The organism is Campylobacter concisus (assembly GCF_002913715.1).
In the GTDB taxonomy this organism is placed as follows: domain Bacteria; phylum Campylobacterota; class Campylobacteria; order Campylobacterales; family Campylobacteraceae; genus Campylobacter_A; species Campylobacter_A concisus_AG.
Genome location: NZ_PPCE01000004.1, coordinates 271,654 through 285,661 on the forward strand (window position 1 = coordinate 271,654; position 14,008 = coordinate 285,661).

The window sequence follows — 14,008 nt, forward strand, 5'->3', positions numbered from 1 at the left end:
TTAGCGGGTAACTCCCGCTAAATTTCTTTACTACCAAATTTCATAATCCAAAAATTTTGACATTGCGAAGCCAAAAAAATACAAAAGCAGATATTTTTAAATTTATTTAAATGCCAAAAAGCTCATAAAATTTCCCCATTTAAATGTGCTCTCGACTCGCTTAAAGCCAGCATTTAGGGCTAAGCTTCTATTTTCTTCTTCGGTGTATGGCACCAGCACATTTTCAAGCGCCTCTCTTTTTTGGGCGATCTCATAGCGTGAGTAGCCTTGCGCCTGCTTGTAGTCTTCATAAATTTCTATGACGCTTTTAGTAAGCTTTTTATCTTCAAAGATGATCTTTTCACTAAACAAAAAAACTCCATTTTCATTTAGTCCGTTATAAATTTTTTGCACTAGATCAGCCCTTTTTGGTGGTCTTATAAACTGCAAAGTATAGTTTGCCAAAACTGCGTCAAAGCCCACTAACTCACACTTTAAAATATCATCAAGCAAAAATTTTATATTTGCTCCATAAGCTTTTGCCTTATTTTTGGCATTTGCAAGCATAGCTTCAGAGTTATCCACGCCGCTTAGCACGAGGTCGTTTCTAAGGTTATTTAGCAAAAGCAAGCTATTTGCCGTCGAGCAGCCAAGGTCGCATACTCTTGCATCTTTTGGCAAAATTTTAGCTAGCAGCTTTGCATTTAGATTTGAGCTCACATCATAAAATGGCACCGAGCGTGAGATCATATCGTCAAAAACGCTTGCCACAAAGTCGTCAAACTCAAACTGCTTGCTTATAGGCTCCTTAAAAATTTCATCTCTCATATGCCAGCTCCGTATCCATCAAAGTATCTCATCGTCTCTCCAAAAAAGAGATCGCACACGCCAACACAAGCTCTAGCTCCGTTTATATCGCATTTGATCTGTTCTTTTAGCTCTTCAAGTGTGTTAAATTTTTTATTATCTCGCAAGCGTTTTATAAAACAAACCGCGACATGCTTCGCTACTTTTGGCGCGACCTCGTCTAAGATGTGTGTCTCGACGCTAAAATTTCCATCTGTGCTAAGCCTGTTGCCTATAAAAGTGACCGAGCCATAGGTGTATGAGCCCATCCTCGTTCTTGTCGCATAGACGCCCTCGCGCGGCAAAAGATAGCTTTTGATCTCTAAATTTAGCGTAGCAACCAGCTCCTTTGCACCGATGCCCTGCCCTTTTATCACGTTGCCCTCGATTGAGTACTCCCTGCCTATTAGCCTGTTTGCCTCTTCGATGTTGCCCTGACGTATCAGCTCCCTAATGGCCGAGCTATGCACGCCCATGCCGTCATAACAAACCTCATCAACGACAACAACCTCACCATCAAAAATTCTTTTCAGATCGTGCTTGTCCCACGCTCTGTTTCTACCAAATCTAAAATCAAAGCCAACAACGATCTTTTTTAAATTTTTAAAATCATGTTTTAGTAGCGCGATAAATTCCTCACCGCTAAGCCCTTTAATGGTGTCAAAATCATACAAAAAGCAAGGGTAGTTTGAGTACTCCGCTCGCTTTAGCTTTGGCGTGATGTTGGCTTTATTTTTATCGATCACGACAAGTCCGCCAAACTCGCCTAGCTGCTTTAAAAGCTGTTTGTGTCCTCTATGCACGCCGTCAAAATGCCCGATCGCAACGGCAGTGATATTATCTTTTGTTAAAAGTGTAGAAAAATTCGGCATTTCCCTCTTTCCCTTTTACTTCGCACTCTTTGCAAGCTATCATTTTAAATCCTAGGCCATTAGCCATCACTTCAAATCTCTTCATCGCTAAATTTATAGCTTTCATATCAGTGACGACGCCTTTTTTATTTCGTTTTACGCCAACACCCACTTCAAACTGCGGTTTAAAAAGCGTGATGATGAGCGAATTTTCGCTTGCAAGCTCGCCTATGGCTGGCAAAATTTCAGCCAAAGAGATAAAGCTTACATCGCAAGTTATTAGATCAAATTTATCTTGCTCTTGCTTGGCAAACTCTCTGACGTCAGTTTTTTCATAAATTTTCACTCGCTCATCGCTTCTTAAGCTAGCGTCAAGTTGATCAGTTCCAACATCCACACCAGTTACGCTTTTTACACCACGCTCAAGTAAAATTTGCATAAAGCCACCAGTTGAGCTGCCGATATCAAGCGCATTTTTGCCAGTTAGATCAAATTTCACCGTCTCCAAAAAGCTATTTAGCTTCAAAGCTCCTCGCCCAACGTAAATTTCATCAAGCAGTGAAATTTTAGCCTCGCTAACCTCGCTTGAAACCTTGGTGCAAATTTCGCCGTTTGTTAGCACCTTGCCAGATTTTATAAGCTCGCTCGCCTTGTTTCTACTTATGTTTAAAACGCTTGCGACGTAGTTATCAAACCTCAAGTTTTAGCCTCTCATATTCGCTCTCATCGATCACCGGCACGCCTAGCTCATTTGCTTTTTCTAGCTTACTGCCAGCCTCCTCGCCAGCTAGCACGAAGTCCGTTTTTTTAGAAACTGAGCCAGAAACCTTTGCGCCAAAACTCTCAAGCTCCGCCTTTATCTCATCCCTTGGGCGACTTAGCGTGCCAGTTATGACGACCGTTTTGCCACTTAGCGCATTTGAGATGCTCTGCACCTGCATCACGCTTGGCTGCACGATCTGGCTAAGGTCTAAAATTTCTGCTCTATTTACCTCGGCAAAATCTATCAAGCTATTTGCCATCTCCGTGCCAAAGCCCTCAAGCGAGGTTAGCTCATCAAAACTAGCATCAAGCCAGCCTAGCCCAAAACTACTTGCAAGCTTTTTAGCTGCTACCTCGCCGATGTGCTCGCAACCAAGCCCCGTGATAAAGCGCGCTAGCTCCGCACCTTTGCTAGCTTCAATGGCATTTAAAAGGTTATTTACCTTTTTCTCTTTAAAACCATCAAGCACAATGAGATCATCAAATTTAAGGCCATAAATGTCTTTTATGCAAGAGATCAGTCCCTTATCAAATAGCAAATTTACGATCGCATCGCCAAGGCCGTCTATGTTTAGGCATTTTTTCGATGCGTAGTGAATGATAGAGCCAACCACTCTTGCCCTGCAGCTTAAATTTTGACACTTTACAAAGACCCCTTCATCAAGCAGGTGCGAGCCGCAAACTGGGCAAAATTTAGGCCTATCAATCGCTTGCTCACTGCCATCTCGCCTATCTTTAAAAACTTTTGTGATCTTTGGTATCACATCTCCTGAGCGGATGATGCCGATGTAGTCGTTTTTCATAACGCCAAGGCGCTCTATTTCATCAAAGTTATGAAGCGTGGCGGATTTTACATTTGCACCATCAATATTTACCTCATCAAGCACGCCAACAGGTGTTACTACGCCGCTTCTGCCAACCTGAAGCGCGACATCTTTTAGCCTAGTCACCTTTTCAATAGCTGGAAATTTAAACGCCACCATAAATTTTGGAAATTTGACCGTATAGCCCAGCTCTTCGCAGCGTGCAAGGTCATTTACGCGTATCACCATACCATCCATCATCACACTCTTTGAGTCACGATTTGCCAAAAGCTCATTATACGCAGCCTCGAGCTCATCTTTTTTTAAAATTTTGAAAAAATCATCTCTTTCAAAACCAAGATCACGCACAAATTTCATAATCTCGCTGTGATCTTTTAGCCCAAGGCTCTGCTCGCCTACACCCCACGGTATGAAAAGCAGCTTTCTTTTAGCAGTGACTGCGCTATCAAGCTGTCTTAGGCTTCCGGCAGCTGCATTTCTAGGATTTGAAAGCGGCGCCTCGCCATTTTTTGCGCGCTCTGCATTTAGAAGCTCAAAATCTTCTTTTTTTATAACGACCTCGCCCCTGATTTCAATCAGCCCTTTGTAATCAATGCTCTTTAAAACAGAATTTATCGTCTTTGCATTTTGCGTCACGTCTTCGCCTGTAACGCCATCACCTCTAGTTATCGCCCTAACCAAAACGCCGTTTTCGTAAAGCAAATTTAAGCTCGCTCCGTCAAATTTTGGCTCAGCCACAAAGGTCAAATTCTCTTTATCACCACGCTTTAGCCACGCATCAAGCTCACCTAGATCAAAAATATCTTCCATACTCCACATGCGTTTGATGTGATTAGCCTTGCTAAAGCCCTCTTTTACGGTGCCGCCCACGCGTTTTGTAGGTGAAAAGATAGAAATTTCGCTTGGATTTGTCTGCTCATAATCAAGCACAGCGTGATATAGCGCGTCATACTCCTCGTCACTTGCAAGTGGCTCATCCTCGTCGTAGTAGGCCTTTGCCCACGCATTTAGCGTCTCTACCGCTTTTTCATACTCTTGTTTTGTCATTTTTGCTCCAAATTTACACCGCATTTTATCTTAAACATACTTTATAAATGATCTAAATTTAGCTCTCTTGCGTCACATAAATGGACATTTTTATAGACCTTTGCTATCTCGTCCCTCACCCTCATAAGCGCAAAGCCAAGTAAATTTTGCCCTCGACACTTCATAGGATTTTGCGCATTTTCATCGCTTGTGGCCAAACCTATGCCCCAAATTTTATCAACTGGGCTTGCCTCAACCAAAACTTTACTCCCAGTTTGGAGCAGAAAGTCTCGCAAAGGGGCATTTTGGCTAAATTTTAGATAGCTAGCATTTAGCACGACGCCAAATTTGATCTCATCCCAGACCTTAGCGTCAAAGCCTCGCACCTGCCTGCCAAGTGCCTTCATCTGCGCTGGATCTTTGGCGGATAAAATTTTCTCCAAAGCCTCTTTATCAACAAAACACTCAGCCTTTTTAGCCTTACACTCTACCAAAGCGTGGCTTGCTTCATCGCCTCATGCATATTAAAAAGCTGCTTGTGCTCGGCTACATCGTGCGTGCGGATGATATGTGCGCCATTTTCAAAAGCCTTTAAGTGTAGGTAAAGTGAGCCTGGTAAGCGTTCTTTGACCTCGCTTTTGCAGTAGTGATTTATGACTGATTTGCGGCTGGCACCAACTAGCAACGGACAGTCAAATTTTAAAAAATGCTCCAAATGCTTAATAAGCAATAAATTTTGTTCAGCCGTCTTGCCAAAGCCAATACCCACATCAAGCACTAGTTTTTTGGCACCAAGCTCCTTTGCTAGGGCTATCTTTTGCTCAAAAAAGTCTGCTATCTCGCCGATTAAGTCGTTATATTTTGGTGCGACCTGCATAGTCGCAGGATCGCCTTGCATATGCATCATGCAAAACTCAGCGTCATATCGCGCCGCAAGCGTGGCAAGTGAGGCGTTTGCCGTGATGTCATTTATCATTTTAAAGCCGTGATTTAGAGCAAATTCAAGGCAATAAGGATCAAAGCTATCAAGACTAAATTTTGCCCTTTCATGTAAATTTAGCTTGCAAATTTCCTCTACGATATCCTTTATGCGTCCAAATTCCTCTTCACGGCCGCAATACTCGCTCCCTGGCCTTGAGCTAACGCCACCAAGATCGATATAGTCCGCACCTGCTTCGATCATGTATTCTATTTTTGAGATACCATTTTGCGTATTTATGCGGCTTTGTTCGTTAAAGCTATCTGTGTTTATATTTGCAACGCCCATTATAAGAGGCTTTGTTGGCTTTATAAATTTTGTATCCAAAAAGGCTGCTAAATTTTTAAGCCCAAAGTCTTGCAACTTCTCTTTTTTAGTTAGCTGCCTAAGCTGCGCATCTGTCGCTATTAGTAAGGCTTTATTTAGACTCTCACGACCCAAAATCGTATCTTTATGCGTCACAAGCTCAGCTCCAACGCTAAGTGCATCTTGCTTTAGGATATTTGCCGCTGGGGTTTTTATCTCATCTATGTAAATAAAATTTATCTCGCTCTTTTCATGCATGAGCTTCGCACCAGCAGGACTTGGCGAGATAGCTTTGCAAATTTCATCAAAGTCACTTTTGTTATTTATCTTATAAAATTTCAACGTCGTCCTTTTTGAAATATAGTAAGTAGTAGCGGCGTTAGCACGGCGTGAGACTTGGCGTTTAGATCGGCAAGCTTGATAAGCGAGAAAAAATAATCCATCTCCTCACCGCTAAATTTATACCCGCTATCGACCGCCTTTGTCACGATAACGCCAACAAGCTCTTTTAGCTCGTTTTTGCCAAATTTTTGAGCTTGCTCATCTGTGATCTTTTGATCGGTAAAGCTTGTTATCTCTTTTAAGCTAAGCGATTTTAAGTTTAGATCAAGAGTTATTTTTGGTTTTTTGGTTAGATTATTTTCTATGAGCATTCTTGATCTAATCGTTGGTAGAAGTAAATTTTTACTCTGCGTTGCTATTATAAATTTGATATTTCTTGGAGGCTCTTCGATGATCTTTAAAAGTGCGTTTTGAGCCTCTGTCCTAAAAGAATTAGCATGTATTACTAAAATTTTTTCATCTTTTTCAGCAATGTAAGCTTCTGCGATGACCTCTTTTGCGTTTTCTAGCAAAAAATCATCGCTTATAAAAAATCTTAAATTATTTGTGCCAAACTCGCTTTCAAGCTTGGCTTTTAAACTTTCAAAATCGCTTGTAACGACGATTTTATTAAGCATTTAGAGTATCACCTTGGCAAAAAGCGCTGCATCAATGCTTTTATCAAAAATTTTGCAAAGACTTATTAGTTTAATGTCTAAATTTTCATCGCTTGAGCTAAGAGTAAAGCTATTTTGTGCCTGCTCGTCAAATAGCCACATATAACTATCCTCATCACTTTTGGCTAAATTCGCATATCTATCAAGGCTCTTTCCGATATAAAAAAACAAGTAACCGTTTGGAAAAGCAAGACTTAGCATATCTTTTAGAAGCTGCTTTTGTTCATTTGTCTCTATCTCATCAAGCGATGGATAAAGCGATCTTAGGCTAAAAAATGGCAAAAATGGCCTAATGCTTTTTGAATGGTTCATCTTTTTTAAAAGATAAATTTCAAACCATCTTCGCTCTTCGTCGCTTATAGTTATAAAAGCCCTTCCTTCAAGTAAAAATTTAAGCCTAGATGCGAGCAAAGGCGTCCATTCAACACGCCTTTCCTCCATCCAGCTCATCAACGGACCTTCATCCCTAATAGCCTTTAACGTCCACTGAATAAAATCTTGCATTATTTATCTAGCTTATAAGCATCATGAAGTACGCGAACCGCTAGCTCACCATATTTTTGATCAACGATCATTGAAATTTTTATCTCGCTTGTTGAGATCATTTGGATATTTATACCCTCTTTTGCAAGCGTTTCAAATGCCAAACATGCTACGCCGCTATGGCTCTTCATGCCGACGCCAATAACTGAAACTTTCACGATCGCATCATCAAATTCTATATGTTTTGCGGCCGAGAGCTTTTGCATAGTCTCTTTTGCTAGTTCAAGCTCATTTTGTGGCACTGTAAAGCCTAAATTTGTAGTGCCGTCATGTCCTACGTTTTGGATGATCATATCTACGTTTATATTTTCATGAGCTAAAGCTGTAAAAATTTCTGCTGCGATGCCAGGCTTATCAACTACGCCTCTTAGTGTTACTCTTGCTTGATTTTTATCTAGTGCTATTCCGCTTACTAAAACTGCTTCCATATTGTCATCTTCCTTTACTATTAATGTGCCTTCGTTGTGATTAAAGCTACTTCTTGTAATGAGTTTTACATTTAGTTTTTTTGCTAGCTCGACTGAGCGATTTTGTAGCACCTTTGCGCCAGCAGAAGCTAGCTCAAGCATTTCATCGTAGCTTATTTTCTCAAGTTTTTTTGCCTTTTTTTCTATCCTTGGATCAGTCGTATAAACGCCATCAACATCGGTAAAAATTTCGCATAGATCAGCATTTAGCGCTCCTGCTAATGCAACTGCACTAAGGTCGCTACCACCTCTACCAAGGGTTGTGATATTACCTTTTTCATCTATACCTTGAAAGCCAGCTACTACTACGATTTTGCCAGCTTTTAGCTCGGCCTTTAGCCTAGCAGTCTCTATCCTTTCGATCCTTGCTTTTGTATGAATATCATCGGTAATTATGCCTGCCATCGCACCTGTCATACCTACACACGCATAGCCTTTTGCATTAAGTGCGATCGTTAAAAGCGCGGTCGTTACTTGCTCTCCAGAGCTTAAAAGCATATCAGTGGCGACGCCATCTGGATGTTTTGAAAAATACTCACTATATTCAACCAATTGATTTGTAACTCCGCTCATCGCAGAAACTACCACAACTACGTCTGCACCGCTATTTTTTGTCTCAATGACTCTATTTGCCACAGCTTCGATGCGTTCAAGTGTTCCTACGCTAGTTCCGCCAAATTTTTGAACGATCAACATCAAAAATATCCTTTCTCTTTAAAATAACTCAAAACCTTTTCATAAATAGGCTTTTTAAAGTGATTTATACCCTCTAAACTTCTACCAAAATCTACAAATTTATACTCGCTAAACTCAGGATGCTCTGTCTTTAAATTTATGCTGGCACCATTTTTAAGTCTAACCAAAAAATATTTTTGCGTCTGTCCATCAAATGGATAAAATTTCTTTGCCGCATTAGCTGGAAAGTCGTAGCTTAGCCACTGCGGATACTCATCTAAGATATCGATTTTATCAGTTCCGATCTCTTCTTTAAGCTCCCTTTTTAAAGCCTGCTTTGGACTCTCACCTTCGTCTATTCCGCCTTGAGGAAACTGCCAAATATCATCCATATCCACCCTTTTTGCGACTAAAATTTCACATTTAAATGGATACAAGCTAGACAAAATAACAGCTGCCACATTTGGTCTGTATTTTTTTTGCATGATTTTTCCAAAAATTTTATTTGGGATAATAACTAAAAAGAGTTAAGAGATAGATAAATAAGACTACTTTTTACGACGTTTGTAGTAAATCACACAGCCACTAAAAAGTAGCACGCCAACTCCACAAGAAGCCATAAAAAAGATAAATTTTCCAGCCTCTCCGAATGTATATCCAGCGTGCAAATCAAGCATAAATTTATAAATTTCAAAAGATTTTGGCATGGTGTTTTTTAAAATTTCTCCACTTGCCGTATCGACTACAAACCTAACGCCATTACTCTCACTAGCGCCTTTTGGCAAGTAAAAGATCATAAATTTTACGCCGTCTTTATTGAGAATAAAATTTAAAGCATCAAACTCATTTCCAAATTTTAAAGTAAAAATTTCATAAGCTTTTTGAAGATTTTCTACCTTTTGCTCATCATTTAGGCTAAAACCATTTTTACTAGTAAAATTTGGCTTTTTAAAGACCTTCTCTTCGCCACAAATTTGATTTATAAAAAGAGCAAATTTCTCATAAGAAAAGTATAGACCGCTAAAACAGATAATAAGCAAAATGGCTCCTAAATAAAGCCCTAAAAATCCATGCAGTGAATATAAAAACGCAAATTTCTTTGCCTTTAGGTTTAGCTTAAAGGCACTAATAAATTTGCTTCTAAATCTCCAAAATTGTATAAACGCTCCAGTCAATAAAATCACAAGTAGTGCAAGCGTTGAAATCGCCACTAGCTCACTTGCGAATTTAGATAAATTTTCATTTTTAAATAGAGCTAGTCCTAGATTTTTATGTAAATTTAAAGCTAGCCCTATAAATTTTTCCACACTGTTTTCAGAGACTACCTCGCCCGTATAAGGATCTACAAAGAATGATTTAAACTCACCGCTCTCGCTTGTACCGCTTACTACATAAGCTCTATTTGCCTCGCCTTTTATCTTTATATAACTAAGGTTAAAATTTGGCCAAGTCTTACTAAAGACCTTTAAAATTTCATCTATTTTTAAAGCACTTTTATTAGTTGCTATGTCTATCTCATCTTTGCTAAAAGCTTCAATTATCTCATCATGATACGAAATAATCGCTCCGCTAATTGAAATTATCAAAAGTGACAAAGCAAAGATAAGAGCTAAAATTAAGTGAAATTTCCGCCAAATTTTAAACATTTTAAAACTTCAAATTAAAGCCAAGCTCGATCTTTTGTCCATCGACTATCAAAACATCATATCTGCCTGATCTTGTCGTAAAAAACTCGTTAAAGAGATTATAAACGCTTAAGTTTAGGCTGAAATTTTTAGTTACATTGTAGTTTATGCCAAGGTCTGCGATAACGTAAGCTCTCATATCATCAGCATAACTAAATGAGTTTTTAGTTCTACCATAATAATTTATCTGTGACCAGAAATTTAGCCATCTATTTAGCTCGTAGTTCGCTCCAAATTTAAATGTATGAAGCGGATAGTTGTTTAAGCTTTTGCCAACTTCTGATCCATCTTTTTGTTTTGATTTTGTATAAACATAGCTTTGATTTAGTCTAAGAGCATTTGTCACCTGCCACTCATTTGTTAGCTCAACTCCATAAATTTCAGCTTTACCGATATTTATACTCTCCCAAATACCATTTGGATAAATTTTGCCTTTATGCCTGCAAACACTGCCTCTTGAGCATATAGGCCTGTAACTTAACATATCTTTAAAACTTGTGTAAAAGCCAGTTAGTGAAGCTTCAAAACCTTCATTGTTATTATAAACGCCGCCAAATTCATAACTTACGCTTGTCTCTGGCTTAAGGCTGCTTCTACCAAGCTGTGCTCCACGTCCTCCAGCAAATGGCAAAGCAAGATCTTGCGTGCGTTGCTTGATATCAGGTGTCGCATAACCTGTGCTAACTCCGCCTTTTAAGGCAAAAAAGTCATTTAAGCTATAGATACCATAAATTCTTGGTGAAACGTGCGAACCATAGTTCTCATCGTAGTTATAGCGAATACCTGTACTTAAAATGAAGTCTTTTATAAGGCGATAATCATCTTCAGCATAGACCGAATAATCATACCTTTTTACATTCGCAGCGTCCGCTGTAGTTGCCTTTTCATCTAGCTTTTCTTTTTTAGTATTTAGTCCTAAGGTAAAGGCGTTATTATCAGTAAAATATGAGCCTTTTGTATCAAAATTTAGAGTCTTTAGCGTCAAATTTTGTTGTGCTATCTCTTTTATCTTGCCATAAGATAAATAGCTTTGAAGCAAGATATTATCAAGCCTTGCTTCGTGGCTTAAATTTATCACATCGCCTTTTATTCTCTCGCTAGCAACTGAGTTAGTGCCAGTTGATAGTGTTTTGCCTTTAGTTCTTTTATATTTCACATCGCTTCTTGCAAGCTCAAGCGTAAGATCATTATTTTCATTTGGCTTTAAAAAGAGCTTCGCACCAAAATTTCTATCCTTTTGCTCTCTATTTGCATAAGAAATTTTATCTTCTGATTTATTTAAATTTTTACCATAAACAGAAACACTTAAAACATCGTCAATTAGTCCAGAGTGCAAATAAAGGCTGTTGTAAAACTCACCGCTTATATTTTTATTTCTAGCAAATTTATAGCTTGAGCCAAGATTTGCGCCAAATTCATTACTAAACTCATCTGTTATGATATTTATAACTCCGCCTAACGCGTCACTTCCATAAAGCGAGCTCATAGGTCCACGTATCACTTCGATACGGCTTATCGCACTTGCTGGCGGGATGAAACTATATGAGCCTCCAACGCTTCTAAGCCCTTTATAGGCGTTGTCACCTGGTACTGGCATACCATTTACTAAAATTTTAGTAAATCTTGGAGAGAATCCACGTATAGAAATTCCTCGTCTATTTGCCGCTTCGGGAGTCGTTCCAAAAAGACTTGGGATATCCTTTGTCATGCTCTCGATATCTTTATGATTTTTCTTTTCTAATGCCTCTTTGGTTATAACGCTAAGCGTTGCTGGTGCGTCTTTGATATTTTGCTCAAATCCTGTTGCACTCACTACTTTAACCTCTGGCAGAACCTTATCTTCATTTGCAAAAAGCGGTAAATTTATAAAAATTGCCGCACAAATAGAAATTTTTAATGCACTTTTCACAAAAACTCCTTATAAAAATTTAATGCACATTTTACTAAAATTAAATAATCGTTATCAATATCATATGTAACGCTAAAGGGATTAAATTTAACGCTTGAGGGATAAAATGATAAATTTAGACAAAAAATATGGAACGAGCAAGATATCTCAAAAGGAAAAACAAGTAAGCGTGGAGTTTTTCAAGCAAAGCAGTGGCATCAGCTATCTAAAAAGTGAAATTTTATGTAATGGCAAGATAAAAAGAGATCGCCACAAGTCTAAAAAATATCTATTTTTAATGTTTAATGAGGATAAAAACGATCTTTGCTTTAAGCTTGATAGAAAAGAGTATATTTTAAACAAAGATGAATTTTGCATTGGGCTTGTTAATGACGATTTTAAAGGTGTCTTTGAGTATCAAAATAAATTTTATAAGACTAAAACACTACTTTTTGACGAAAGCTATGCAAATAAGCTTGAGATATTTGCTGGACTTAGATTTGATGATAAATTTGAGCTATTAAAATACAAAAAAGATTTAGCTCAAATTTGCGTTTTGAATGAACTTGAAACGACAAATTTATATGAAGGCGCGATGAGAGAAATTTTTACCGAATCAAAAATTTTAGAGCTTATTTATAAAAGTAAAATACGAAAAGAGAGCGAAATTTCACTTAGCAGTGACGAAGAAAAGACTCTTTTAAGGGCTAAAACGATCTTGTTAAGTCGTATGCAAAATCCTCCAAGCATCAAAGAGCTAGCCCATCTTTGTGGCACAAATGACTTTTGGCTAAAGAAAAATTTTAAGCTATTTTTCAAAGATACGATCTACCAACTCTTAGCAAAAGAGCGTCTAAAGCTGGCTTTTACTCTTTTAGAGCAAAATGATATAAGCATAAAAGAAGCCGCAAATATCGTAGGCTACGCAAATACTGCACATTTTGCAAAAATTTTTAAGATAAATTTTGGCTTTTTGCCAAGCAAACTCTTAAAGACAAAAAGCTACTTTTAAACTGCTATAAATGCCAAATTTCTTATAATCGCCAAAATTTAAAAAGAGAGAAATTTGCAAGTTTATATCCACGTGCCATTTTGTGAAAGCAAATGTCCCTACTGTGCTTTTGGCTCAAGTGATGACGAATTTAACAAGGTTAGCGCCTATTTTAAGGCACTTTGCCTTGATCTAAATTTTCAGCTAAAAAGCCAAAATGTAAAAGAAATTTCTACTATCTTTTTTGGTGGCGGCACACCAAGTGCGGTAAATGCTAAATTTTATGATGAAATTTTTAGCATTTTAGCGCCTCTTTGCACGACTAAAACCGAGATCACACTTGAAGCAAATCCAAACTCAGCAAGCCTTGCTTGGCTAAAGCATGTAAAAAATTTAGGGGCAAATCGCATAAGCTTTGGTGCTCAAAGTTTTTTTGAAGATAAGCTTAAATTTCTTGGGCGCATTCACAGCAGGGAGCAAATTTTTAAAGCAGTTGAAAATGCCGGGGCAGCTGGCTTTAGCAATATAAATTTAGACCTCATCTACGACACCAAATTTGACACTAAAAAGCGCCTTTTGGCTGAAACTGAAAATTTAAAAAGTCTTGCTATCACGCATCTAAGCGCCTACTCGCTCACTCTTGAAGAAAACACCCCATTTGCTGGTAAAAAAAGTTATAAAAAAGATAGCGACACTTTGGCTAAATTTATGATAGAGCAGATCAAGCGAGCTGGCTTTGGGCAGTATGAAATTTCAAATTTCGGCCAAATTTGCAAGCACAATCTTGGCTACTGGCAAGGCAAAAACTATCTTGGCGTGGGCGCTTTTAGCGTGGGCTTCGTGGATGGCACGAGATACTACGCCAAAAATAGCATAGATGCCTACATCTCACAACCAACTTACAGAAAAAAAGAAATTTTAAGTCAAAGCGAGCTAGTAAGAGAGCATATATTTTTAGGGCTTAGAAGCATAGTTGGTGTGGAGGCTGGACAATTAAGTGAGGCTCAGAAAAAAAGGGCGAATCTACTTGTAGAAAATGAAAAACTGCTCTTTAAAAATGGTAAATTTTACAATCCAAATTTCTTACTAAGCGACGAAATCGCACTCTTTATCGAGGGCTAAATTTATAAAATTTTGAGCAAAGTCAAGATAAAATACAAAGCTTAAATAAAATTTAATAGAGGCAAA

At 38.4% G+C, this 14,008-nt stretch carries 14 protein-coding genes; 2 read left to right on the forward strand and 12 right to left on the reverse strand.

Annotated elements, in window-relative coordinates:
• Positions 1 to 102 precede the first annotated feature (102 nt).
• From cmoA to CYO92_RS02480, 12 genes are all read right to left on the reverse strand, one after another.
• Positions 103 to 807: a carboxy-S-adenosyl-L-methionine synthase CmoA gene (gene cmoA, locus CYO92_RS02425; protein ID WP_103589570.1), complete on the reverse strand. Its 705-nt coding sequence runs from the start codon at positions 805 to 807 to the stop codon at positions 103 to 105.
• Positions 804 to 1,697 (reverse strand): bifunctional riboflavin kinase/FAD synthetase, encoded by an 894-nt coding sequence (locus tag CYO92_RS02430; protein ID WP_103589571.1) that lies wholly within the window; start codon positions 1,695 to 1,697, stop codon positions 804 to 806. Before CYO92_RS02430 ends, cmoA begins: the two co-directional genes overlap by 4 nt.
• Complete coding sequence (tlyA, locus tag CYO92_RS02435) at positions 1,663 to 2,376, reverse strand: 23S rRNA (cytidine-2'-O)-methyltransferase TlyA (protein WP_103589572.1); 714 nt, start codon at positions 2,374 to 2,376, stop codon at positions 1,663 to 1,665. Before tlyA ends, CYO92_RS02430 begins: the two co-directional genes overlap by 35 nt.
• Positions 2,366 to 4,309 (reverse strand): NAD-dependent DNA ligase LigA, encoded by a 1,944-nt coding sequence (gene ligA, locus CYO92_RS02440; protein ID WP_103589573.1) that lies wholly within the window; start codon positions 4,307 to 4,309, stop codon positions 2,366 to 2,368. Before ligA ends, tlyA begins: the two co-directional genes overlap by 11 nt.
• A 41-nt stretch (positions 4,310 to 4,350) precedes the next feature.
• Entirely contained in the window at positions 4,351 to 4,782 is a 432-nt protein-coding gene (locus CYO92_RS02445; RefSeq protein WP_223315364.1) for an NADAR family protein, read from the reverse strand.
• Positions 4,776 to 5,915 carry a dihydropteroate synthase gene (gene folP / locus CYO92_RS02450; RefSeq protein WP_103589574.1) on the reverse strand — a complete coding sequence of 380 codons (1,140 nt, stop codon included), beginning with the start codon at positions 5,913 to 5,915 and terminating at the stop codon, positions 4,776 to 4,778. The genes CYO92_RS02445 and folP overlap by 7 nt, the downstream gene beginning before the upstream one ends.
• A complete protein-coding gene (locus CYO92_RS02455) occupies positions 5,912 to 6,532 on the reverse strand; it encodes a DNA polymerase III subunit delta' (protein WP_103589575.1) in 621 nt (206 codons plus the stop codon). The genes folP and CYO92_RS02455 overlap by 4 nt, the downstream gene beginning before the upstream one ends.
• Positions 6,533 to 7,075, reverse strand: a complete 543-nt coding sequence (locus CYO92_RS02460; protein WP_021091525.1) for a HobA family DNA replication regulator — start codon at positions 7,073 to 7,075, stop codon at positions 6,533 to 6,535.
• Positions 7,075 to 8,277, reverse strand: coding sequence for an aspartate kinase (locus CYO92_RS02465; protein WP_103589576.1), 1,203 nt, complete (start codon positions 8,275 to 8,277; stop codon positions 7,075 to 7,077). The genes CYO92_RS02460 and CYO92_RS02465 overlap by 1 nt, the downstream gene beginning before the upstream one ends.
• On the reverse strand, positions 8,277 to 8,741 hold the full coding sequence (locus CYO92_RS02470) for an RNA pyrophosphohydrolase (protein ID WP_021091471.1): 465 nt from the start codon (positions 8,739 to 8,741) through the stop codon (positions 8,277 to 8,279). Before CYO92_RS02470 ends, CYO92_RS02465 begins: the two co-directional genes overlap by 1 nt.
• A 63-nt stretch (positions 8,742 to 8,804) precedes the next feature.
• A complete protein-coding gene (locus tag CYO92_RS02475; protein WP_103589577.1) occupies positions 8,805 to 9,902 on the reverse strand; it encodes a PepSY-associated TM helix domain-containing protein in 1,098 nt (365 codons plus the stop codon).
• Position 9,903: 1 nt separating this feature from the next.
• Positions 9,904 to 11,850 carry a TonB-dependent receptor domain-containing protein gene (locus CYO92_RS02480; protein ID WP_103589578.1) on the reverse strand — a complete coding sequence of 649 codons (1,947 nt, stop codon included), beginning with the start codon at positions 11,848 to 11,850 and terminating at the stop codon, positions 9,904 to 9,906.
• A gap of 106 nt (positions 11,851 to 11,956) precedes the next feature.
• Between CYO92_RS02480 and CYO92_RS02485 the strand changes: the two genes are divergently transcribed.
• A complete protein-coding gene (locus tag CYO92_RS02485; protein WP_103589579.1) occupies positions 11,957 to 12,841 on the forward strand; it encodes an AraC family transcriptional regulator in 885 nt (294 codons plus the stop codon).
• A gap of 54 nt (positions 12,842 to 12,895) precedes the next feature.
• A complete protein-coding gene (gene hemW, locus CYO92_RS02490) occupies positions 12,896 to 13,942 on the forward strand; it encodes a radical SAM family heme chaperone HemW (RefSeq protein WP_103589580.1) in 1,047 nt (348 codons plus the stop codon).
• The last annotated feature ends 66 nt before the right edge of the window (positions 13,943 to 14,008 follow it).